General features: G+C 72.1%; 17 protein-coding genes. 13 read left to right on the forward strand and 4 right to left on the reverse strand.

Annotated elements, in window-relative coordinates; genetic code table 11:
• Window positions 1–15: 15 nt before the first annotated feature.
• From ABT170_RS22990 to ABT170_RS23015, 6 genes are all read left to right on the forward strand, one after another.
• On the forward strand, window positions 16–402 hold the full coding sequence (locus ABT170_RS22990) for a hypothetical protein (RefSeq protein ID WP_329945108.1): 387 nt from the start codon (window positions 16–18) through the stop codon (window positions 400–402).
• Window positions 402–968 (forward strand): 2Fe-2S iron-sulfur cluster-binding protein, encoded by a 567-nt coding sequence (locus ABT170_RS22995; protein ID WP_329945107.1) that lies wholly within the window; start codon window positions 402–404, stop codon window positions 966–968. The genes ABT170_RS22990 and ABT170_RS22995 overlap by 1 nt, the downstream gene beginning before the upstream one ends.
• Window positions 965–1999, forward strand: a complete 1035-nt coding sequence (locus ABT170_RS23000; protein WP_329945106.1) for an FAD binding domain-containing protein — start codon at window positions 965–967, stop codon at window positions 1997–1999. Before ABT170_RS22995 ends, ABT170_RS23000 begins: the two co-directional genes overlap by 4 nt.
• Before the next feature lie 50 nt (window positions 2000–2049).
• Window positions 2050–4149 carry a xanthine dehydrogenase family protein molybdopterin-binding subunit gene (locus ABT170_RS23005; protein WP_329945105.1) on the forward strand — a complete coding sequence of 700 codons (2100 nt, stop codon included), beginning with the start codon at window positions 2050–2052 and terminating at the stop codon, window positions 4147–4149.
• Window positions 4150–4320: 171 nt separating this feature from the next.
• Window positions 4321–4779, forward strand: a complete 459-nt coding sequence (locus ABT170_RS23010; RefSeq protein ID WP_329945104.1) for an ATP-binding protein — start codon at window positions 4321–4323, stop codon at window positions 4777–4779.
• Between the two features lie 149 nt (window positions 4780–4928).
• Window positions 4929–6341: an NADP-dependent succinic semialdehyde dehydrogenase gene (locus ABT170_RS23015; RefSeq protein WP_329945103.1), complete on the forward strand. Its 1413-nt coding sequence runs from the start codon at window positions 4929–4931 to the stop codon at window positions 6339–6341.
• 63 nt (window positions 6342–6404) lie between these two features.
• Here the strand turns inward: ABT170_RS23015 and ABT170_RS23020 are convergent, their stop codons facing one another.
• Window positions 6405–7523, reverse strand: coding sequence for a baeRF3 domain-containing protein (locus ABT170_RS23020; protein WP_351870275.1), 1119 nt, complete (start codon window positions 7521–7523; stop codon window positions 6405–6407).
• Between the two features lie 163 nt (window positions 7524–7686).
• Between ABT170_RS23020 and glsA the strand changes: the two genes are divergently transcribed.
• Window positions 7687–9045: a glutaminase A gene (gene glsA / locus ABT170_RS23025; RefSeq protein WP_329945248.1), complete on the forward strand. Its 1359-nt coding sequence runs from the start codon at window positions 7687–7689 to the stop codon at window positions 9043–9045.
• Window positions 9046–9090: 45 nt separating this feature from the next.
• On the opposite strand, the gene ABT170_RS23030 is transcribed toward glsA, so the two are convergent.
• On the reverse strand, window positions 9091–9909 hold the full coding sequence (locus ABT170_RS23030; RefSeq protein ID WP_329945101.1) for an endonuclease I family protein: 819 nt from the start codon (window positions 9907–9909) through the stop codon (window positions 9091–9093).
• A 260-nt stretch (window positions 9910–10169) separates the two neighbouring features.
• Between ABT170_RS23030 and ABT170_RS23035 the strand changes: the two genes are divergently transcribed.
• The 3 genes from ABT170_RS23035 to ABT170_RS23045 all read left to right on the forward strand — a co-directional run bounded on the left by ABT170_RS23035 (window position 10170) and on the right by ABT170_RS23045 (window position 12974).
• Window positions 10170–10388, forward strand: a complete 219-nt coding sequence (locus ABT170_RS23035) for a hypothetical protein (protein ID WP_266928737.1) — start codon at window positions 10170–10172, stop codon at window positions 10386–10388.
• A gap of 103 nt (window positions 10389–10491) precedes the next feature.
• Window positions 10492–11649, forward strand: coding sequence for a methyltransferase (locus tag ABT170_RS23040; RefSeq protein WP_351870280.1), 1158 nt, complete (start codon window positions 10492–10494; stop codon window positions 11647–11649).
• A 134-nt stretch (window positions 11650–11783) separates the two neighbouring features.
• On the forward strand, window positions 11784–12974 hold the full coding sequence (locus ABT170_RS23045; RefSeq protein ID WP_351870283.1) for an acyl-CoA dehydrogenase family protein: 1191 nt from the start codon (window positions 11784–11786) through the stop codon (window positions 12972–12974).
• A 271-nt stretch (window positions 12975–13245) separates the two neighbouring features.
• Here the strand turns inward: ABT170_RS23045 and ABT170_RS23050 are convergent, their stop codons facing one another.
• A complete protein-coding gene (locus ABT170_RS23050) occupies window positions 13246–17001 on the reverse strand; it encodes an FG-GAP-like repeat-containing protein (protein ID WP_351870286.1) in 3756 nt (1251 codons plus the stop codon).
• 349 nt (window positions 17002–17350) lie between these two features.
• On the opposite strand from ABT170_RS23050, the gene ABT170_RS23055 reads away from it, so the two are divergent.
• From ABT170_RS23055 to ABT170_RS23065, 3 genes are all read left to right on the forward strand, one after another.
• A complete protein-coding gene (locus tag ABT170_RS23055; protein WP_502970556.1) occupies window positions 17351–18109 on the forward strand; it encodes a class I SAM-dependent methyltransferase in 759 nt (252 codons plus the stop codon).
• Between the two features lie 116 nt (window positions 18110–18225).
• The gene (locus tag ABT170_RS23060; protein WP_329945097.1) at window positions 18226–19116 is read left to right on the forward strand and encodes an oxygenase MpaB family protein; all 891 of its coding nucleotides are present in this window, start codon (window positions 18226–18228) and stop codon (window positions 19114–19116) included.
• A 28-nt stretch (window positions 19117–19144) separates the two neighbouring features.
• Complete coding sequence (locus ABT170_RS23065; protein ID WP_351870291.1) at window positions 19145–21442, forward strand: serine/threonine-protein kinase; 2298 nt, start codon at window positions 19145–19147, stop codon at window positions 21440–21442.
• Between the two features lie 174 nt (window positions 21443–21616).
• Here ABT170_RS23065 and ABT170_RS23070 read toward each other — a convergent pair whose 3' ends face one another.
• On the reverse strand, window positions 21617–22591 hold the full coding sequence (locus tag ABT170_RS23070; protein ID WP_329945095.1) for an acetylxylan esterase: 975 nt from the start codon (window positions 22589–22591) through the stop codon (window positions 21617–21619).
• Window position 22592 lies beyond the last annotated feature (1 nt).

Genomic DNA, 22592 nt, shown 5'->3' on the forward strand with positions numbered 1-22592 from the left:
GGGAAAGGAACCACGGTGAACAGCACGCGAGAGCAGGGCCGCGACCACCCGGCGGGCCGCGAGGTGGTCGTCGCGCTGACCGGATGCTCCACGCAGGACGCACGCACCGTGTTCGACGTGCTGCGCCGCTCCTTCGATTCCGACCGCCCGGAGAGCGATTCACCCAGGCAGGCGGAAGGGCCGCGGCCGACCGTGTGGATGGCCACGGTCGACGTGTCCGAGGCCAGGGCCGCGGCCGAACCGGCCCGGCTGTCGGCCCCCGTGATGGTCGACGCGCAGGGCGGCTACTGGGCGGTCGAACGGCTGCGTCAGCAGCTGACGGGCGCCTTCGCCGTGCGGGTCGTCGGGACGGCGGCCGGTGACCAGGAGGAAGAAGTCCGTCTGCGCCTGGAGAGTCACTAGTGGACCCCTACAAGGCCGGAAGCCGGGGCGTCGGGCAGCGGCGGGAGGCCGGTACGTCCTCGACGCTCACGCTGTACGTCAACGGCACCGCGACGACCCTCACCCTCGACCACCGCACCACCGTCCTGGACATGCTGCGCGAGCACCTCGGACTCACGGGTGCGAAGAAGGGCTGCGACCACGGTCAGTGCGGAGCCTGCACCGTGATCGTCGACGGACGCCGTGCCAACAGCTGTCTCCTGCTCGCCGTCGCCCACGACGGCGCCGCGGTCACCACCGTCGAGGGGCTGGCCGGAGGCGACCGGCCGCACCCCGTGCAGCAGGCCTTCGTGGAGCGGGACGCCCTCCAGTGCGGCTACTGCACGCCGGGACAGATCTGCTCCGCCGTCGGCATGCTCGGCGAAGCCGCGGACGGGTTCCCCTCGCACGCCACGCCCCGGGGCGCCGCCCACGGCGGGCCCGCCGTTCTGGACGCGGACGAGATCCGCGAGCGCATGAGCGGCAATCTGTGCCGCTGCGGCGCCTACCCCCGGATCGTCGAAGCGATCGAGGACGTGGCGCCGTGAAGCCGTTCGCCTATCTGCGCCCCGCGTCCGCCGCCGAGGCCGTGCGCCTCCGGGCGGCCCGGCCCGGCTCCCGGTTCCTGGGCGGGGGAACCAATCTCGTCGACCTGATGAAGCTCGGCGTCGAGACCCCGGAGCTGCTCATCGACATCGGCGGGCTCCCGCTGGACCGGGTGACCCGGACCCCGGAGGGCGGCCTGCGCATCGGAGCGACGGTGCGCAACAGCGACCTCGCCGCACACCCGGACGTACGCACCCGCTACCCCGCGCTCTCCCAGGCGCTGCTGGCCGGAGCCTCGGGACAGCTCCGCAACACGGCGACCACCGGCGGGAATCTGCTCCAGCGCACCCGTTGCCCGTACTTCCAGGACATCTCCAAACCCTGCAACAAGCGGTCACCCGGCTCCGGCTGTCCCGCCCGCGACGGCGCCCACCGCGACCTCGCGGTCCTCGGGCACTCCGCCGAGTGCGTCGCGACGAACCCCTCGGACATGGCGGTCGCCCTGGCCGCGCTCGACGCCACCGTCGTGCTCGTCGGACCCGAGGGCGAGCGCGCGGTACCCGTCACCTCGTTCCACCGGCTGCCGGGGGAGAACCCGGATCAGGACACCACGATCCGGCCCGGCGAACTGATCACCGACGTGCTGCTCCCGCCGCGTCCCGACGGTGCCGTCTCCCTCTACCGCAAGGCGCGCGACCGGGCCTCGTACGCCTTCGCCCTGGCCTCCGTCGCCGCCCTCCTCCAGGTACGCGACGGCCGCATCGCGCACGCGGCCCTGGCCTTCGGCGGGCTCGCCCACCGGCCGTGGCGCGCCCGCACGGCGGAAGGGGTGCTCAAGGGCGCGCCCGCCACGCGCGCCACCTTCGCGCGTGCCGCGGACGCCGAGCTCGCCGCCGCCCGGCCGCTGCGCGACAACGCGTTCAAGGTGGACCTCGCCCGCCGGATGGCGGTCGACGTGCTGAGCGAACTGAGCCGGCCGCCGGGACGGGTGGAGCCGGCCGGACCGGCCGGGCAGCCCGTCCCCTCCGACTGAGCCCGCCTACCCCCCCCGACACCCCCACATCCGGATCAAGGACTCCCGCCATGAGCCACGCCCCCCAGCCGCCCGGCGCGCCCGTCGTCCGCCGCGAGGCACTGGACAAGGTCACCGGCAGCGCGCGCTACGCGGCGGAGCACACCCCGCCCGGCTGCCTGTACGCCGTCCCCGTCCCCGCCACCGTCGCCGCCGGGCGCGTCGTCGCCGTGCGCACCGCCGACGCCCTCGCCCTCCCGGGCGTGCGCACGGTCCTCACGCACGAGAACGCCCCGCGGCTCAAGGACCCCGACGATCCGACCCTCGCCGTGCTCCAGGACGACCGCGTCCCGCACCGCGGCTGGCACATCGCCCTCGTGGTGGCGGACAGCCCCGAGGCGGCCCGGGAGGGGGCCGAGGCCCTGCGGGTCGAGTACGAGCGCGCCCCGGCGTACGACGTCACGCTCACGGACGACCACCCGGGCCTCTACACCCCGGAGCAGGCCAACGGCGGCTATCCGGCCGTCCGGGAACGCGGCGACTTCGACGCGGTCTTCGCGGCGGCGCCCGTACAGATCGACGCGACGTACCGGCTCCGCGCCCTGCACAACCACCCCATGGAGCCGCACGCCTCCACGGCGGTGTGGGCCGACGGGCATCTGACCGTCCACGACTCCAGCCAGGGCTCGACCCGGGTGCGCGACAGCCTCGCCCGGACCTTCGGCCTCGAACCCTCGCGCATCACCGTCGTCTCCGAGCACGTCGGCGGCGGCTTCGGCTGCAAAGGCACCCCGCGCCCGCAGGTGGTGCTCGCCGTCATGGCCGCCCGGCACACCGGCAGACCGGTCAAACTGGCACTGCCCCGGAGGCAGTTGGCGGCGGTGGTCGGGCACCGCCCGCCCACCGTGCAGCGGGTGAGGCTCGGCGCCGACCTCGACGGGATCATCGGCGCGCTCGCCCATGAGGTGGTCACCCACACCTCCACCGTCACCGAGTTCGTCGAGCAGGCGGCGGTGCCCGCGCGCACGATGTACATCTCGCCGCACAGCCGCACCACCCACCGGGTGACCGCGCTCGATGTCCCCAGCCCGTCGTGGATGCGCGCACCCGGGGAGGCCTCCGGGATGTACGCGCTGGAGTCGGCGATGGACGAACTGGCCTGCGCGCTCGGTGTCGACCCGGTCGAACTGCGGCTGCGCAACGAACCGGCGAGCGAACCGGACAGCGGCCGGCCCTTCAGCAGCCGGGGCCTGGCCGCCTGTCTGCGCGAGGGCGCGGAACGCTTCGCCTGGTACGACCGGGACCCCGCACCCGCCGTCCGGGAGGAGGGGCGGTGGCTGCTGGGCACCGGGGTGGCCTCGGCGACGTACCCCGTATACGTCGCCCCCTCCACCGCGTCGGCGCACGCGGCACCCGACGGCGGCTACCTCGTCGCGGTCAACGCCACCGACATCGGCACCGGCGCGCGCACGGTCCTCGCGCAGATCGCGGCGTCCGCCCTCGGCGCACCGGTGGAGAGCGTCCGTATCGCCATCGGCGACAGCGGCCTGCCCACCGCCCCCCTGGCCGGCGGCTCCTCGGGCACGGCCTCCTGGGGCTGGGCGGTGCACAAGGCGGCCACCGCCCTGGCCGCACGGCTGGAGACGCACACGGGACCGCTCCCCGCCGAGGGCCTCACCGTCACCGCCGACACCGAGCGGGAGACCTCCGGGGAATCCCCCTACGCACGGCACGCCTTCGGCGCCCACTTCGCCGAGGTGGCCGTCGACGCCGTCACGGGAGAGGTCCACGTGCGGCGGCTGCTCGGTGTGTACGCGGCCGGGCGCATCCTCAACTCCCTCACCGCACGGTCCCAGTTCATCGGCGGCATGGTCATGGGTCTCGGTATGGCGCTGACCGAGGGGAGCACCGTGGACCCCGCCTTCGGCGACTTCACCCAGAGCGACCTCGCCTCGTACCACGTGCCGGTCAGCGCGGACGTGCCCGACATCCAGGCGCACTGGATCGACGAGGACGACCCGCACCTCAACCCCATGGGCAGCAAGGGCATCGGCGAGATCGGCATCGTCGGCACCGCCGCCGCCATCGGGAACGCCGTGCGCCACGCCACCGGGGCGCGGCTGCGCGAACTCCCGCTCACGCCGGACAGGCTGCTGCCCTATCTGCTCTGACGTCCGCGCAGCACCCACTCATCGGGGCATATGGCTCATCTGTTGCGCATTCGACACCCCCGGGTCACTCTAATGAGTGACCCAGAAGTGATAGGTGCTCACGCTTCGTATTCGGGGGTCGGTGGTTCACCGGGGTGAAGCACGTGGGCCTCGCGGTGAGGAGCCTCGACGATGACCGTTTCACTCGACCGGCACTACCTGGTCGAACTGCAGGTATCGGCCGAGCGTGTTGCCCGGCTGCGGCGGATCGTCGCCGCGCACCTGCGCCACTGGAGCCTCGATCTGCAGGTCCGGCCGGTGTGCCGGGCGCTGGACGAGCTCCTGACCAATGTCCACCGGCATGTCGGTGCGGACAACGAGTGCGTCATCGAGCTCCGCTGGACGGGGCGGCACCTCACGGTGTCCGTCGCGGACAACGGCCGCGAGATGCCCCGGCTGCTCGGCGCCGGTGGAGGACTGAGCCGGGTGATGGCCCTGAGCGACAGCTGGGGCACCTGCCGGACCGCCGAGGGCAAAGTGGTCTGGTTCACGCGCTACGCCGAGGCGCCGCGCACCGCGGGACTGCTCCCGCACACGCCCCTGCCCGCAACGGGCGAGTCCCGGCTCCAGCCCCTCGCCGCGCTGGTGTGAGGAGCCGCGCGCGGCTCTCCGGCGGACGCGGACCCGGTGCCCGGGGCATGTGTGATCCGCGTCGGCCGGCCGCGCGGGGCGAGAGGCCGCGTTGCGCCGTCCGGCGTGGCGCGGCACGGTCGGAGTACCGAGGCAAGGAGGCCACTGCCATGCCCATCGCGACGGTCAACCCCGCGAACGGCGAACTGCTCAAGACCTACGACGCGCTGGGCGGGGAGGAGATCGAGCGCAGGCTCGTCGCCGCCCGGACCACCTTCGGCCAGTACCGCGCCACCACCTTCGCCGAGCGGGCGGGCTGGCTGAACCGGGCCGCCGACCTGCTGGACGGGGACCGTGACGAGATCGCCCGCACCATGACCACCGAGATGGGCAAGCCCATCGGGGCGGCCCGCGCGGAGGCCGCCAAATGCGTCAAGGCGATGCGCTGGTACGCCGCCAACGCCGAACGGCTGCTGGCCGACGAACACCCCACGGACGCCGACGCGCACGACGCCGGCGCCTCCCGGGCCCTCGTCCGCTACCGTCCGCTGGGCGTCGTCCTCGCCGTGATGCCGTGGAACTTCCCGCTGTGGCAGGTGGTGCGCTTCGCCGCGCCCGCACTGATGGCGGGCAACGTCGGACTGCTGAAGCACGCCTCGAACGTCCCGCGGACCGCCCTGTACCTGGAGGACCTGTTCCGCCGCGCGGGCTTCCCCGCCGGCTGCTTCCGTACGCTGCTCATCGGCTCCGGAGCCGTCGAGGCGATCCTGCGTGACAGCCGCGTCGCCGCCGCCACCCTCACCGGCAGCGAACCGGCCGGACGCGCGGTCGCGGCGGTCGCGGGCGACGAGGTGAAGAAGACCGTCCTGGAACTGGGCGGCAGCGACCCCTATCTGGTCATGCCGTCGGCGGACATCGAGCGGGCGGCCGCGACGGCGGTCACGGCGCGGGTGCAGAACAACGGCCAGTCGTGCATCGCCGCCAAGCGATTCATCGTGCACACGGACGTGTACGACGCGTTCGCCGAGCGCTTCACCGCGGGCATGAGCGCACTGACCGTCGGGGACCCCCTGGAGGAGTCCACCGACGTCGGCCCGCTCGCCAGCGAGCAGGGCCGCACCGATCTGGAGGCACTCGTCGACGACGCCGTCGACCGGGGCGCGAGCGTGCTGTGCGGCGGGAGCAGGCCCGGGAACCTGGGCGCCGGCCTGGACCGGGGCTTCTTCTACCTCCCCACGGTGCTCGCCGGGATCACCGCGTCGATGCGCATCCACCACGAGGAGGCCTTCGGCCCGGTCGCCACGCTCCACCGCGTCGCCGACCTGGACGAAGCGGTGCACCTGGCCAACGACACCCCCTTCGGGCTCAGCTCCAACGTATGGACGCGGGACCCGGCTGAGATGGACCGCTGTGTACGCGACCTGGAGGCGGGCGGCGTCTTCTTCAACGGGATGACGGCCTCGCACCCCGCGCTGCCCTTCGGCGGGGTGAAGCGCTCCGGCTACGGGCGGGAGCTCGCCGGGCACGGGATCCGCGAGTTCTGCAACGCCACCACCATCTGGTACGGCCCCGTCCACGAGTAGCCCGCAGATCTCCGCAGGGGAGCGGCCGGGCCGGCGGCCCGGCCGCTCCCGCCCGGCCGGGCCTCAGTAGCGCAGGGCCGCGGCGATCCGGCCGTGCTCGGCGAGGGAGTCGTCGGCGACGAACACGACATCGGCGCCGTTGTCCAGGGCCGCCTCGACGAGCTCGTCCACGATGTCCTCGCGCACCTGTCCGTCCGCCGCCCGCGCGCTCTCGTCCCCGCTCACCGGCTCCAGATGATCGTCGGTGACCCTGACGGTCCGCTGGACGTGCTCCTCGACCGCGACGAGCCCGGCGCGGCCCTCCCGCACCGCCGTCCACACCTCGTCGAGTCCGCCGGCGAACGCGCGGCTGCCACGTGCGTGGTCGAGCCTGGTGTCGATCTCGGCCGCCCGCTGCCCGGCCCCTTCCTCCAGGGCGGGACGCAACTCCTTGAGCAGCTCGGCCGGCGGGATGTCGGCGGGCGCCCCCTTGGTGACCCGGCCGGCGGCCGACCTGCCGCACTCGCCCACCTCGTCGAACAGGGCGAGCGCGGGTGCCAGACCGAAGAGGTACAGGGGGCGCGGGTCGGCGGCGAGCACTCCGCGCAGCGCCTCGTCGACCGTCCGCAGGAACTGCCGGGTCTCCTCGTCGCTGAAGGTGCTCGGGGTGTCGCCGATCCGCTCCTCGCGCTGCGGGTTCGGGGGCTCCTTGGGGGCGGTCAGCGGGAACCCGCCCCGCTCCTGGGGACGGACGCCGTCCGTGGTGCCGCTCCACAGGGCCGCGTGGTCGCCGGCGACCGTGAGCACCCAGAACGGTCGCGCCTGGGCCTTCGCGGCCACGAGGTTGCGGGTGAGGTAGGTGTCGCTCAGAACCACCCTTTCGGGTGCGGTACGGGGCAGCTGCCAGATCTGGTACTCCTCGGCCGTGGCCAGGATGACCAGGGAGTCCAGCGCCCGGCGCGGGTCCACCTCGGCGACCGCGCGGTCCAGCTGCCCCTTGACGGCGGCGGCGGCCTCACGGGTCACCCGCGGATCGGCGTCCAGCCGGCCGCCGGCCTCCGCCACCAGATTGCGCAGCCGCACCGCGTCCTGGGCGTTGTCCGGCGCCCGCCGATGGGTCGGCATGGTCAGGGACACGGCCGGATAGGGCCTGGTCGCCCGCAGCTCCTGCAACAGACCGGCGGTCAGGGCGTCCGTATCCATCGTTCCCTCCGGGGGCTCGCCCCCGCTCCCGGATGGAGCGGGTGAATCAACGAGTCAATTCATACCTTTTGAACCTAATATGGGCGAATTGGTGGTCGGTGGTATGGCCCTGGACGGACGGAGGGTCCGTGAACCGGAACAGTTCCCCGCAGAGCCCCGCGACGTGAGCGCCGCCGATGCCGTGACCGGCGCGCTGCGTGTCCTGCGGGCCGAGTTCATCGGCGTACGCGAGGGAGAACCGGCCGACTACATCCCGCAGTTGGCGCTCGCCGACCCGGACGCCTTCGGGCTGGCCCTGGTCAGCATGGACGGGCACCGCTACAGCACGGGGGAGGCGGATGTCCCCTTCACCCTCCAGTCGGTCTCCAAGCCCTTCGTCTACGCGCTCGCCCTGTCCCTCCTCGGCCTCGACGAGGTGGGCCGCTGGGTGAGCGCCGAACCGAGCGGCGAGGCCTTCAACGCCATCAGTCTGGAACCGGTGACCGGACGGCCCGCCAACGCCATGGTCAACGCCGGTGCCATCGTCACCACCGCACTGGTCCCCGACGGCCCGGACGGGCCCGCGTTCGACCGGATCCTGGGCTGCCTGGGCCGCTTCGCCGGACGGCCGCTGGACGTCGACGAGGAGGTGTACGCCTCCGAGGCGGCGACGGGGGACCGCAATCGCGCGCTCGCCTATCTGCTGCGCAGCGCCAGAACCCTGCCCGTCGACCCCGTGGCGGCGGTGGAGACGTACTTCCGGCAGTGCGCCGTGCGGGCCACCGCCGTCGATCTCGCCACGATGGCCGCGACCCTGGCCCATGGCGGCGTCAATCCGTACACGGGCGACACCGTGGTCTCGGCGCGGGTGGCGGCGCAGGTGCTCGCCGTCATGGCCACCTGCGGGATGTACGACTCCTCCGGGGACTGGCTGCTGAGGGTCGGGCTGCCGGCCAAGAGTGGCGTGTCGGGAGGTCTGATCGCGGCGGGTCCGGCGCGATTCGGCCTGGCCACCTACAGTCCGCCGCTGGACGCGTCCGGCACATCGGTCCGCGGTCGCGCCGCGCTCGGCGCGCTGTCGCGGCGGCTCGGACTCCACCTCATGAACAATCCGGCGCTGCCCGGCTCCACCATCGCCCTCGTCACCACCGCCGACGATCTTCCCTCGGCGCCCGCCGGCGGCCGCGAGCGCGCCCTGCGCGAACGGGTGGGGGTCGTGGCCGCGCAGGGTGCCCTCGACTTCCCCGCCGCGGAACGGGTGCTGTACGCCCTGGACGAGTCCGGACCGGACCGGAGCGGCTCCGTCGTGCTCGACCTGAGCGATGTCACCTCCATCGACTCGGTGGCCCTGGCGACGCTGCACTCGGGACTGCGCCGGCTCGCGGACGACGGACGGCGCGCTGCGGTCGTCGACCCGGCGGACCGCCTCGGTCCGCCGGACCTCGTCCGCGAGCGGACCGGGCAGGACCTGCCGCGCTACGCCTCCCGGGAGGAGGCCGTCCAGCGGTGCGCGTACGCGCCGGACACACCCCCGGCGAGGTGAGGCGGATGCCCGCCCGCGCCGGGGGAGTGTGCCGGAACGGTTCTTCTACCAGATGGCCTCGACCCACTCGGGGTGGTCGATGAACGGGTTCCGGTTGTGCTGGTACTGGTCGAATATGACGTCGTTGCGCCGCTTCTCGAAGGTGTCCGGCGGGTCTTCCTGGCTCCACTGCTTCAGTACGGACAGCTTGCCGATGTTCGGGGCCGAGCCGTTGCCGACCCGCTCGTTGGGTTCGAGGTCGGCGAAGGAGTCGTCGCCCTCGTAGCGCACCGCCATGTAGAGGATCATGCGGGCGACGTCGCCCTTGACCGCGTCGCGCGGTTCGAAGGAGTCGCTGTCGGTGTAGTTGCCCGGCGCGTCGCCGAGCTCGCTCCCGCCGTTGTCGAAGTCCTTGTTGCCGCGGGTGGAGTTGACCTTCACGTTGGTCGGGCGCAGGTGGTGGATGTCGGTGCCCGGACCGGTCGCGGTGCCGAAGTCGCCGTGCGACTTGGCCCAGACGTGCTCCCGGTTCCATTGGTTCGTGTTGCCGCCGTTGTCGTTCTTGGACTGGGAGCGCCCGGTGTAGAGAAGGATGACGTTGGAGGAGTTGGCGGGATCCTCGTCGGTGTCCTTGAGGGCGGTCCACACCTGGCTGTAGGAGAGCTTGGTCTGGTCGCTGATGATCGTGTGCAGGGCACCCTTGAGCTCGGTGCCCGTCTTGCCGAGGGCGTCCTGGTAGTACGTGTCGTCGAGGGCGGCGGACGAGGCTGCCGCCCGGTCCGGCAGGGCCTGGGCGGGCGCGGCGGCAGCGGTGCCCGCGAGCACGGCCACGGTGGCCGCGGTGGCCAGCAGTGGACGCGCGTAGAACAGATGACGACGGGACATGTGGGGTGTCCTCTCCGGAAACACGGGTGCCACGACGCCGCCACTGGGTGGAGGCGGTGCCGCGGTCGTGGTGTGGTGTGTGGTCAGCCGGGAGCCTTCCACACGCACAGTGACCCGTGTGTGAACGCTGCGTACCTATCATGTGCAGGTCAAGTGAGGGCGCGGCGGGCGGCGCCCCGGGAAGCGGCCGGGACCCTTCCGTTCTCGGATGCGGCCACGCCCGCGCGGAGCGAGAATTGCCGCAAGGACGAGGAGGCGGCATGAGCGAAGAGCCCGAATCCGTATCCGTGACCACGGCCGTGCCCGAGGGGCAGGGGGTGACTCCCGACCGGCTGCTGCACACGGGCGGGAGTGATCAGCCGACGGCGGAGGACCTGGTGCTCGCCTCGGGGCGGGACCTGACCCCGCAGACGCTGGAGTGGGCACGGCGCAAGCTGGCCGCCGAGGGGCGGTCCGCCATCGACAAGCGGCTTCCGTAACGGCCGGGGCGGGGGACGGGCCGGTACGGGGGACGCGGGACATCCGGGGGCGTGTGGGGCGCCCCCGGATGTTTCCCCGGCGCTCGGCTAGCCTGAGCGCACAATGAACCGTTTGACGACGTCACAGGGCGTTCTCGACCTCGCCCGCTTTCCCGAGCACCCGCGCGACCCGTTCCGCGCGTGGGACGCCGCCGATGAGTATCTGCTGCGGCAACTGGCGGACCCCGGCACCGGGGCGCCCGTGGACCTTTCCGGCACGGTCGTCGTCGTGGGCGACCGCTGGGGCGCCCTGACCACGGCGCTCGCCGGCGAGCACCCCGTACAGATCACCGACTCGTATCTCGCCCGGCGCGCCACCCTGGCGAACCTCGCCCGCAACGGCGCCGACGCGGACGGGGTGGGGCTGCTGTCCTCCCGCGACACCCCGCCGGACCGGATCGACGTCCTGCTGGTGCGGGTGCCCAAGAGCCTCGCGTTCCTGGAGGACCAGCTGCACCGGCTGGCGCCCGCCGTCCACGCGGGCACCGTGGTCATCGGCACCGGCATGGTCAAGGAGATCCACACCTCCACGCTCAAGCTCTTCGAGCGGATCATCGGGCCGACCCGTACCTCACTCGCGGTGAAGAAGGCGCGCCTGATTCTCTGCACCCCCGACCCGGACCGGGTCCCGGTGCCCAGTCCCTGGCCGTACCGCTACGACCTGCCCGCCGACGTCGGCGCCGTCTCCGGCCGGACCGTGACCAACCACGCGGGGATCTTCTGCGCCGAACGCCTCGACATCGGCACCCGCTTCTTCCTCGCTCATCTGCCCGCGCGGAGCGGCCCCGAGCACGTCGTCGACCTGGGCTGCGGCAACGGGGTGCTCGGTCTGTCCGCCGCGCTCGGCAACCCCGAGTCGGCCGTCACCTTCATCGACGAGTCCTGCCAGGCGGTGGCCTCGGCCGAGGCCACCTTCCGGGCCAACGCGCCGGCCGATGCCAAGGCCGACTTCATCGTCGGCGACGGCCTCGCGGACCTCGCCCCGGGCAGTGTGGACCTGGTGCTCAACAATCCGCCCTTCCACTCCCATCTGGCCACCACCGACGCGACCGCCCGGAACATGTTCCACGGCGCCCGCACCGCGCTGCGGCAGGGCGGCGAACTCTGGGTCGTCGGCAACCGCCACCTCGGCCACCACACCCAGCTGCGCCGTATCTTCGGCAACTGCTCCACCGTGGCCGGTGACCCGAAGTTCGTCGTCCTGCGCGCCGTCAAGCGCTGACGGCGGCCCGAGGACCGCGGAACCTCCATGCTCCCGGTCCTCGCCCGTCCATCGCCCTTCCGGATTCTTGCAACACGTTCTACTGTGTGCGCCGCCGCACACGGGCGACGCGAACGCGAGACTCTGGAGGGGCCGTGCACCTCGAATACACGTCTGAGCAGCAGCAGTTGCGCGCCGAACTGCGCACGTACTTCGCCGGCCTGGTTCCCGACAACGCCTATGCGCGCTACGCGGAGCCCGCCGCCCAGAAACGCTTCTACCGCGAGACCGTCCGCCGGCTCGGCACCGACGGCTGGCTCGGTGTCGGCTGGCCCCAGGAGTACGGCGGACGCGGGCTGTCCCCGATGGAACAGTTCATCTTCTTCGACGAGGCCGCCCAGGCCGGCGTACCGCTGCCGCTGATGGCCCTCAACACCGTCGGACCGACGATCATGCAGTTCGGTACCTACGAACAGAAGGCGTACTTCCTGCCGAAGGTGCTCTCGGGGGAGATCGACTTCGCGATCGGCTACAGCGAACCCGACGCGGGCACCGACCTCGCCGCGCTCCGGACCCGGGCCGTCCGCGAGGGGGACGAGAAGACCGGCCGCTACATCGTCGACGGACAGAAGATCTGGACCACCAACGGCGACACCGCCGACTGGGTCTGGCTCGCGGTGCGCACCGACCCCGACGCCCCGCCGCACAAGGGCATCACCATGCTGCTGGTCCCGACGAGCGACCCCGGCTACTCCTGCACCCTGATCAACACCCTCGCCTCGCACGACACCACCGCCAGCTACTACGAGAACATCGAGGTCCCCGTCTCGCGTCGCGTCGGCGAAGAGAACAAGGGCTGGCGGCTCATCACCAACCAGCTCAACCACGAACGCGTCACCCTCGCCGCCCACGGCACCATGGCCGTCCGCGCCCTGCACAACGTCCAGCGCTGGGCCTTCGACACCAAGCTGGCCGACGGCCGCCGGGTCGTCGACCTCGGCTGGGTCAGGGCCCTGCTGGCCCGCACCCACACCCGGCTCGACGCGATGAAGCTCCTCAACTGGCAGATGGTCTCCGCCCTCCAGGACGGCACCCTCACCCCGCAGGACGCCTCCGCCGTCAAGGTGTACGGCTCCGAGGCGCGCCGCGACGCGTACGCCTGGCTGATGGAGGTCGTCGGTTCGGCGGGGCCGCTCAAGGAGGGCTCGGCGGGCGCCGTCCTGCACGGCGAGCTCGAACGCGGCTACCGGTCCGCCGTCATCTTCACCTTCGGCGGGGGCAACAACGAGATCCAGCGGGAGATCATCTCGTGGATCGGCCTCGGGATGCCGCGGGTACGGCGGTGAACGCGTGCGGCGAGGCCTTCTCCGAACGACGAGCCGGCCGCGGCGCGGCCGGACCGGCCCGCCCCGGGGCCGACGACGGGCTTCAGGCCGTGGAGAACCGGAAGGAGAACACGAGGCAGAGCCGTACGCACGGCCCCTCCCGCCAACGGCCTTATACGAGTGCTGTCATGACCGCACCCCGGGACAGGGGCCGGGATCCGGGACATGGCGGGCGTCCCCGGAGTACGGACCTCCGGGGACGCCCGTGTGCGGGACGTACGGGGGACCGCTGCTACGGGGCCGCCTGGTTGCCGCCGTTGTTGAGCCAGGCGCGTGCGGCGCCGTTCTTCGGGTCGACGACGAGGTAGTCGTCCAGCCCGTCACCGTCGAGGTCGGCGAGATGGTTCTCCACGGGGAAGCTCATCGCCACCCCGTAGGCGATCTTCTTCTTGCTGGACCACTCGTTGTCGAAGCCGCCGAGGTTCCGCCAGCTGTAGAGGGCGTTGTCACGGTCCGGATCGCGCAGGACGTAGTCGGCGCGGTCGTCGCACGTCATGCTCGCGAAGACGGTCCGCTGCTGGGCGGGGACGGAGTCCTTCGGCCGGGCGATCAGGGCGGGCAGGGCCCAGCCGCCACCGCCGGGGGCATCGGTGCCCTTGTTCTGCCACCCGTGCACGGAGTGGTCCGCGGAGACGAGGAGGTAGTCGTCGTCCCCGTCACCGTCGATGTCGGCGAACTGCACCTCGCGCTCACCCGCCCCCGTGGGGCCCTGGGCGATGACGCCCACCCCGGTCCAGGCGGTGATGCCCTTGCTGAAGACACCGTCGTTGTGCCAGCCCCGCACGCGGCCGTTGGTGTCGTCCACGACGAGGTAGTCGTCGCGGCGGTCACCGTCGTAGTCGGCGAACACGACGCGCTCGTGCTCGCCCGGGGAGACGCCCTCGGCGACCTTGCCCACCTTGATCCAGGCGTTCGTGCCCTTCGTGCCGACGTCGTCGTTGCGCCAGGCCTCGACCTCGCCCCTGGGCCCGACGAGGAGGTAGTCGTCGTCCCCGTCACCGTCGAGGTCCGCGAAGCGCACGACTCTTGCCTTCGCGGCGGCGTCGAGCATGTGCCGGCCGTAGACACCCACCTTCTTGAAGCCGTTCGCCTTGTCGGGCCGCGTGGCGACGTCGAGGTTCTCCCACACGGTCGCCGTACCGGCCGAACCGACCACGAAGTAGTCGGCATCCCCATCGGCGTCGAAGTCGGCGAACCGCACCGCCGGGCCGCCCGGTCCGGTGCCGGCCGCGATCTTCCCGATCGGTGTCCAGCCCTTGCCCAGCTTCCCGGCGACATCGTCGTTGAGCCAGGCCTCCGTCCGCCCGTCCTCGTGGACGACCAGATAGTCCGCGTCCGCGTCCCCGTCCAGGTCGGCCAGCCGGACCTTCGAACCGGGGTTGCCGGTCCCGGCCGCGATCACCCCCAGCTTCGTCCAGGCGCTCTTGCCGTTGACGAGGACATCGTCGTTGAGCCACGCCTCGACCGATCCGTCGTCGTGCACGAGGAGATAGTCGGCGTCGCCGTCCGCGTCGATGTCGGCGAACCGGACTTCCGCGCCGCCGCCGTGACCGGTGCCCTCGGCGACGAGGCCCATCGAATGCCACCCGCTGTTGCCGTGCTCCCGGACCCCGTCGTTGCGGAACGCCTCGACCGCGCCGTTCTCGTGGACCGCCAGATAGTCGGCGTCGTGGTCCTTGTCGAGGTCGGCCAGGCGTACGGTCCCCCCTCGGCCGGCCGCCCCGTTGCCCTCGGCGACCTTGCCCCGGTCCTCCCAGCCGTCCGCGGTCCTCGTCCACAGATACACGGCGCCCGTGTCGGTGAGGACCGCGTAGTCGGTCCGGCCGTTTCCGTCGAAGTCCGCGAGCCGGACACTGCCCTTCACTCCGGCGGTGGCACTGTCGGCGGGGATCGGTCCCTGCGCGATCCGGCCCAGCTCGGACCAGCCCCCACCGGGATTCTTCACGCACATGTCGGGGTCGCCGCCGTCCCCGGGGTCCGCCGGTTCGGCCACCCAGCGCAGCTCCACCATCTTCATGACCGCCTCCACGAACCGGTCCGCCATGTAGGTGTAGCCGTCGTCGTTCGGGTGCAGCTGGTCCAGGAGCATCGAGTCCGTCATCGGCCCCAGCTCCGCCAGCACGATCTTCTGCCCCTGGTTCTGCCGGGCCTCCACCAGTGACCGCACTTGTTCGTTGTAGGCGTTGCGCCGGTCCTGCGCCGCCGGATCGTCCTTCACCGGCACCAGCGTCGCCACCGCGATCGCCACCCCCGGTGAGCCCGACTGCATCCGGTCGATCAGCCTGCCCAGCCGGGCCGGAGCACCCGCGACATCCTCGTTGCGGTAGATGTCGTTCGTACCGGCCATCAGCGTCACCACGTTCGGGCGCATCGACCGCGAGTCCAGGGCCGCCGGCTCCGCGATCTCATCGATCACCCATCCGCGATGCCCGTTGTGCTCCGGATCGGACATGTCCCCGGAATGGTTCGACCCCACGAAATCCGGGTGGAATTCCAGGTCGTCGAGCGGGTCCCACAGCTTCTCCCGGTAGCCGTTGCCGTCCGAGGACCCCACACCGAAGGTGATCGAATCGCCCACGGGCATCAATCGGATATCAGGCTTCCCGGTCCCGTCCCCGGGGTCCCCCGTGCCGGTTTCCACGAACCACCACACATGAGGCTCGGGTGCGGTGATCAGATAGGGAAAGTCCGGCCGATCGCCGAGCGCGGTCGGCTGGAGGAAGCTCGGCCCATTGGCATAGGGGTCCACGATCTTCCCGTCGGAGAACGCCCAGTCCGCCGCCTCGGCCTCCTGATCGCAGTCCCCCCACGCGGTGTCCTCGGAGGACTCGTCACGTGTGATGCACCCGTCCCGCGTCTTCAGCACATATCTGTCCGGCCGGACACTGAACAGGACTTCGACGATCGCGTCCTCGTCATCCTTGCCGAACTCCTCCACATGCGGAATGTTCCACAAGGTTCCGCTCGAAATGGCATGGCCCGGCCATTTACTGGAGGAGGTATAGGTCCAGTAGGTGTGCCCGGCGACCGGATCGAGGCACTCTTCGGCAGCCGTCTCGCTCCGGGCGGCCTGTGGAGCGAGGCACCCCCTGTTGAAGGTGTAACGGATGTAGTAGTGATCGGAATCGGTGGCTCTGCGCTCGGCGGTGACCGTACGGTCGGTCCCGTTACTGATGAGAGCCCAGTCGAGTTCGTTGCCGCCGTACTGGGTCGGCAGATTCGAACGTACGATGTGCCGCTGGAACCGGGCGGGCATCCGCCCGGGATTCCGGTTGAAGTCGGCCAGCACCTGCCAGGGCGCGCCCGGTGAACGCTGACGGACGAAGTTGTACGCCCTGTCGATGATCTCCGGCGCGTCGACGCCGCCTCCCGACAGGGCGTGGGCGCTGAAGTACCAGGTCTCACCGATCTGCACGGCCAGAATCGGCCGGGAATCGTGTTCTCCGTTCACCAGGATCAGATCCGCGTCGCGGACGGTCTCCCGGGTCATGATCGCCAGCGCGTTGCGCCGCTGGCCGATGTGGCCCCAGTAGATCTGTACGAGGTCGTCGGGGCCCACCCGGTACACGTGCTCCGTCACACTCGGATTGGCGAAGACCCGGTCGCTGGGGTTGGACGACTCCGGAGGGGCGTTACCGGCCTCCTGAAGGGTCGCCACGTCCACCTCGTCACGCAGGATGGTCCGGATGCCGGTGTTCCACCGGGACTCCGGTACCGATCCGATGCCGTCGCTTCCCCCCTGCATGTTCCAGGAGCCCGTCACCAGCTGCCTGTTCTGCCGGTCGGCCGCCGGCGGCGGTACAGATTTACCGGCCGCCACCGCCGGCGCCGCGGTGGGCACGGCGGCCAGGAGAGCCGCCAGGAAGCCCAGTGCGGCCCAGAGCGCCACCAGGGACCGTACGGGACGTGGACGACGGCCGATGAGGGACGTGCCCGACGATCCGGGACGCACTCCGTGCGGGGGGAACCGGAGAGGTGGAGGTGACATGGGAACTCCCTGTGCGGCTGCGTCGTGACGTCCTCGGCCGGTGACCGGCCGGCCCCGTCCACGCCAAGTGCTGCGGGCGCGGCGGGGACTTGGAAGAGCCACAGCCTGTCCCATGTGGGGTTCCGTCCACTACGGCAGGCCGGAGATCCGGAACGCCGGAACGCCGGTACAGGCTCTGACCAGCGAGAATCCCGACCACCTGGAACGCGTGGCTGGGACACGGCATGGCGGTGGGGATTCACCGGGGGCGTCGAACGGCAACCCGGAGTCCCCGTCGTCTCCGACCGGCCGGTCAGCACGGATCAGGTCCCTCTCCCGCTCGGAGTAATCGCTTGATGGGGCAAGGGACTTGGCGGACACTGTCGCGGTGTTCTCCGATGCCGACGCTGCCGCGCTGTATGACGTGCTGAACCCGTGGGACCCCGTTCGACGGGCCGATGGCGGCTTCTTCTTCCCGCTGGTCATGGACGCGGAGTCGGTGCTGGACATCGGCTGCGGCACCGGGGCCATGCTGCGGCTCGCACGTGAGCGGGGCCATCGGGGCCGGCTCGCCGGGCTGGACCCCGATCGTGCCGCGCTGGAGCGGGCCCGGCGCCGGGCCGATGTCGAGTGGACCGAGGGCACCGCGGCGGACGCGAGGAGCGGCGCCGGATTCGCGCTGGCGACGATGACCGGTCACGCCTTTCAGAACCTGCTCACCGATCACGATGTGCGCACCTCGCTCACCGCGATCCACGGGACGCTGCGCCGGGGCGGCCGTTTCGTCTTCGATACCAGGCATCCGCGGGCACGGGCCTGGGAGGGGTGGACCCCGGCGAACCCGGACGACGTCGTCGACGTCGTCCACGAGGACGGCCGTGCCCTGCGCTACTGGCACGAGGTCGATTCCGTCACCGGTGATGTGGTCACGTTCCACGGGACGGTGGCCGAGCCGGACGGCACCGTGCTCCGCGTGCTCCACGAAAGCCTGAGGTTCCTCGATGTCGCGGCGCTCGGCCGGTTCCTCGGCGGGGCGGGCTTCGTGATCGAGGCGCAGTACGGCGACTGGCACCGGGGACCCGTCACCGGGGACAGCCGCGAGATCGTCACCGTGGCCCGCCGCGGCTGAGGGCCGGCCCGTCGCCCGCGTCACCGCGCGGCCCTCGCGCACCGGGTGCCCGAGGGGGGACAGTGTACGGACGTGCCAACGCCAGACCTGGGTCACCGAGCGGGAGGCAGAAGCGGATGGACGACATCGACCCGGGGCTCTTCGGGCCCCGATCGGTCAGCTGGCAGATGCACGGCGACCCGATGATGTGGGTCGCGGGAGTGCGGGCGCTGTACCTCCAGGCGCTGCACCCGCGCGCCGTCCGGGGTGTCACGCAGAACTCCGACTTCCGTGAGGATGCCTGGGGGCGGCTGATGCGCACCGCCTCGTTCGTCGGCACCGTCACCTACGGCACCACCCCCGCCGCCGAGAAGGCCGGTGCCAGGGTCCGCAAAATACACCGGCTCCTCAAGGCCACCGACCCGGCGACCGGCGAGAGCTACGGCATCGACGAGCCGGAACTGCTCCTGTGGGTGCACTGCGCCGAGGTCGACTCCTACCTCCAGGTCGAACGCCGCTCCGGCTACCCGCTGACCGACGCCCTGGCCGACCGCTACGTCGACGAACACCGCCGCAGCGCCCGTCTCGTCGGACTCGATCCGGACCGTGTGCCGGCCTCCACCGCCGGGCTCACGGACTACTTCGACCGGGTGCGCCACGAACTCGCCGCAGGAAAGGAGGCGTTGGACATCGATGACTTCCTGTGCAACCCTCCCGTCCCTCCCCTGCTGGTTCCGGCGCGTGCGCTGCTCTGGCGGCGCGTGGCGGCACTCGCCTACCAGTCGCTGCCCTCGTACGCCCATGAGCTGTACGGCCGTCCGGCGCCGCCCGCGGACGTCGTCGACCGCCGCCTGCGCGCCGCCGGTACCGCCCTGCGCGCCATCCCCGCACGGCTGCGCTGGCGACTGCCGCCCGGACACATTCCGAAGGCGATGGCACGACTCGGCCCCGGAAGCCGCCCCACCCCGTACAAACTCCGCAGACAGGAAGCCATACTGGACGAGGGGCCGGGGAGGGCGCGGGCGTAGGCGGAACGACGGGGGCGAGAAGCAGGCGATGGCGGACACCAGGCTGATCCAGAGCCGGTACCGGCTGCTCGATGTGATCGGGCGCGGTGGCATGGGCGAGGTGTGGCGGGCGCGGGACGAGTCGCTCGGGCGCCAGGTCGCCGTCAAGTGCCTCAAGCCGGTGGGATCCCAGCACGACCAGTCCTTCACCCGGATACTGCGCGAACGCTTCCGGCGCGAGGCCCGGGTGGCCGCCTCGCTCCAGCACCGCGGCGTCACCGTCGTCCATGACTTCGGCGAGCACGAGGGTGTGCTCTTCCTGGTCATGGAGCTCCTGGACGGGAGCAATCTGAGCCAGCTCCTGGAGGAGAACCGACAGCACCCGCTGCCCGTCGAGGACGTCGTCGACATCGCCGAACAGGTCGCCGACGCCCTCGGATACACCCATCAGCAGGGCATCGTGCACCGGGACCTCAAGCCGGCCAACATCATGCGCCTCGCCGACGGCACGGTGAAGATCTGCGACTTCGGCATCGCCAGGCTCGGCCGGGAGATCGGCTTCACCTCGCGTCTCACCGGCACCGGCATCGCGATGGGCACCCCGCACTACATGTCGCCCGAGCAGATCAGCGGCGGTCAGGTGGACCACCGCAGCGACCTCTACTCGCTGGGCTGTGTGCTGTACGAGATCGCCACGGGTGTACCGCCGTTCGACCTGGACGACGCCTGGTCCATCCTCGTCGGACACCGTGACACCCCGCCGGAGCCCCTGCGCAGCCACCGCGCCGAACTCCCGGGCTTCCTCGACCGCGTCGTCCTCGACCTGCTGGCCAAGACACCCGACGGACGGCCGAGCGACGCGGGCGACCTGCGCCGCAGGATCGTGCTCGGGCGCACCGGCGAGCAGCCGTACGCCGGTGTACCCGGGCGGGTCCACCTGGCATCGCGGGCCCGTACCCCGCAGGCACTGGCCCCGCCCGTCCCGGTCACGCATCCGGCCCGTCCGCCCGCCGTCCGGGAGCCGGCCCTGCCGGCCTGGACGCGCGACATGACCACGGGCCACAAGGCGACCGGCGGGCTGCGGCACGCCGCGCACCCGCCCGACCACTCGGCCGGACTGACCGGGCAGTGGACGACCGGTACCGTCCTGCCGTCCCCTTCGGACGGCGACCCGCCCGGCCTGCCCGGCGACGGCCCCCCGCCCGGACTGCTCGACGCCCTCGCCGCACGCCACGGCGAGGGTGTCGCCCTGAGCCGTCGAGGGCTGTGGGAGGAGGCGGGCGAGGTGCACCGCGCCGTCGCCGTCGCGCGTGAACGGGCGCTCGGCCCCGATCACGCCGACACGCTCGCCAGCCGGTACGAGACCGGGTTCGCCCTCAGCCGCACGGACCGTGCCGCCGATGCCCTGCGGGAGTTCGGCCGGGTCGCCGAGGGCCGCGAACGCACCCTGGGCCCCGACCATCCCGAGACCCTGGCCGCCCGCCAGGAGACCGCGTACGTGCTGGGCAGGCTCGGCCGGCACCTCGACGCCCACCAGGTGTACGCGGCCGTTCTCGCCTCCCGTGAGCGCTCCATGGGCCACGATCACCCGGACACGCTGCGCTGCCGCCACAACCTGGCGTACAACCTCAGCAGGCTCGGGCGCCTGGAGGAGTCCTGCCGGACGGCCCGGGAGGTGGCGGACGCCCGCGCCCGGCTGCTCGGCCCGGCGCACCCCGACACCCTCGTCACCCTGTACGAAGTGGCGTACACCCTCGGTCAGCTGGGGCGCTGGGAGGACGCGCTGGCGACGTACCGGGAGGTGGCGCGGGCCCGCGCACTCACGCTCGGCGCCGATCACCCCGACACCCTCTCCGCGCGCTACGAGATCGGCATCAGCCTCGGCAGGCTGGGCCTCGGCGCGGAGGCCCTGGAGCTGTACCGCGCTCTGGTCACGGACCGGACCAGGATCAACGGGCCCGCCGACGCGGAGACCCTGCGCGCCCGGCACGGACTCGGGGTCAACCTGGGGCGCATGTCCCGCTGGGAGGAGGCGCTCGCCGAGGCGCGCGAGGTGTGCGCGCTCCGGGAACGGACGCTGGGCCCCGATCACCTCGACACCCTCATCAGCCGCCGCGAGATCGCCGTGGGTCTCGGCTGGCTGGGCCGCTGGGCGGAGGCCCTCACGGTCTACCGGGAGGTCGCCGAGGCCCGCGTCCGCGTACTGGGCGCGGACCATCCCGACGCCCTGGCCAGCCTGAACGACGAGGCGCACTGCCTGGAACAGCTCGGGCGGACGGGTGAGGCGGCGGAGCTGTACCGGTCGGTCGCCGCGCGACGCGGGCAGAGCGGTCTCCCGCGGCACTGAGCCCGCGGCGCCCGCGCTCCGCGCGGCTCCCGGCACGGCGCGGCTCCCGGCACGGCACGCCGCGGCGCACCGTGCCGGGAAGCGCCCGCGGGGGCGGACGCCCGGCGCGGCGGCGATGCCCGCCGCACCGCCCCGGACGCCCGCCCCCGCCGGACCCGCTACCCGCCGGACCCGCTACCGGCCGAACACGCCCCGCAGCGCGCCGAGCTTGCGCGGCAGGTCGTACTCCGCGCCGCCTTCGTGCCCGTTGTACGTGAACACCTCGATCTCGGCGGGTCCCGCGTAGCGGTGATAGGCCGCGAACACGGTCGAGGACGGGCAGATCTTGTCCATCAGCCCCACCGAGAACCACGCCGGAGCGGTGGCCCGTGCCGCGAAGTTGACCCCGTCGAAGTACGACAGCGTCTCCATGGCCTCCTCGGCACGGAAGCGGTGCCCCGACAGCCAGCGGGCGATCTCCGCGTACGGTCCGGCGTCCGTGATCTGCGAGGCGCGCCGGTAGTGGCAGAGGAAGGGCACATCGGCGACCGCCGCCGCCAGATCGTCGCGCAGCCCCGCGACGGCGAGCGCGAGCCCGCCGCCCTGGCTGCCGCCGAGGACCGCGACCCGGGAGGAGTCCACGGCCTCATGGGCCTTCGCCGCGTCGACGGCCCGCACCGCGTCGGTGATGAGCCGGCGGTAGTAGTGCTTGTACGGGTCCTCGATGCCCCGGGTCAGGAAGCCGGGGGAGGAGGAGCCGTGTCCCTCGGGCCCGATGTCAGGGGTGTCCGCGGTCTGCTTGCCACCGCCGCCCTGCCCCCGGTTGTCCATGATCAGGTGCGCGTAGCCGAGCGCGCTCCAGGTCAGCCAGGAGTAGGGGATGCCGCGTCCGCCGTTGTAGCCGATGTACTGCACCACGGCGGGCAGCGGGCCCGAGCGGACCCTGGGCAGCATCAGCCAGGCCTTCACCGGCTGGCCGCCCCAGCCGCGGAACGTCACGTCGAACACGTCGACGGTCGCGAACCCGGCGTCGTACGGGACGAACTCGGCGTCGAGGCCGTGCCGCTCCGTCTCGGCGAGGGTCTTCGCCCAGAAGGCGTCGAAGTCGGCCGGCTCCTGCGGCTCCGGCCGGTATTCGCGCAGCCGCTCCAGGGGCATGTCGAACAGCAAG

The organism is Streptomyces sp. NPDC001787 (genome assembly GCF_040297465.1).
Classification (GTDB): Bacteria; Actinomycetota; Actinomycetes; order Streptomycetales; family Streptomycetaceae; genus Streptomyces.

Bases quoted from the DNA above. Each gene is read 5' to 3' on its own strand.
- ABT170_RS23005 (WP_329945105.1), top strand. From the start codon at position 2,050: ATGAGCCACGCCCCCCAGCCGCCCGGCGCGCCCGTCGTCCGCCGCGAG.
- ABT170_RS23010 (WP_329945104.1), top strand. From the start codon at position 4,321: ATGACCGTTTCACTCGACCGGCACTACCTGGTCGAACTGCAGGTATCG.
- ABT170_RS23015 (WP_329945103.1), top strand. From the start codon at position 4,929: ATGCCCATCGCGACGGTCAACCCCGCGAACGGCGAACTGCTCAAGACC.
- ABT170_RS23020 (WP_351870275.1), bottom strand. From the start codon at position 7,523: ATGGATACGGACGCCCTGACCGCCGGTCTGTTGCAGGAGCTGCGGGCG.
- ABT170_RS23030 (WP_329945101.1), bottom strand. From the start codon at position 9,909: ATGTCCCGTCGTCATCTGTTCTACGCGCGTCCACTGCTGGCCACCGCG.
- ABT170_RS23035 (WP_266928737.1), top strand. From the start codon at position 10,170: ATGAGCGAAGAGCCCGAATCCGTATCCGTGACCACGGCCGTGCCCGAG.
- ABT170_RS23040 (WP_351870280.1), top strand. From the start codon at position 10,492: ATGAACCGTTTGACGACGTCACAGGGCGTTCTCGACCTCGCCCGCTTT.
- ABT170_RS23050 (WP_351870286.1), bottom strand. From the start codon at position 17,001: ATGTCACCTCCACCTCTCCGGTTCCCCCCGCACGGAGTGCGTCCCGGA.
- ABT170_RS23060 (WP_329945097.1), top strand. From the start codon at position 18,226: ATGGACGACATCGACCCGGGGCTCTTCGGGCCCCGATCGGTCAGCTGG.
- ABT170_RS23065 (WP_351870291.1), top strand. From the start codon at position 19,145: ATGGCGGACACCAGGCTGATCCAGAGCCGGTACCGGCTGCTCGATGTG.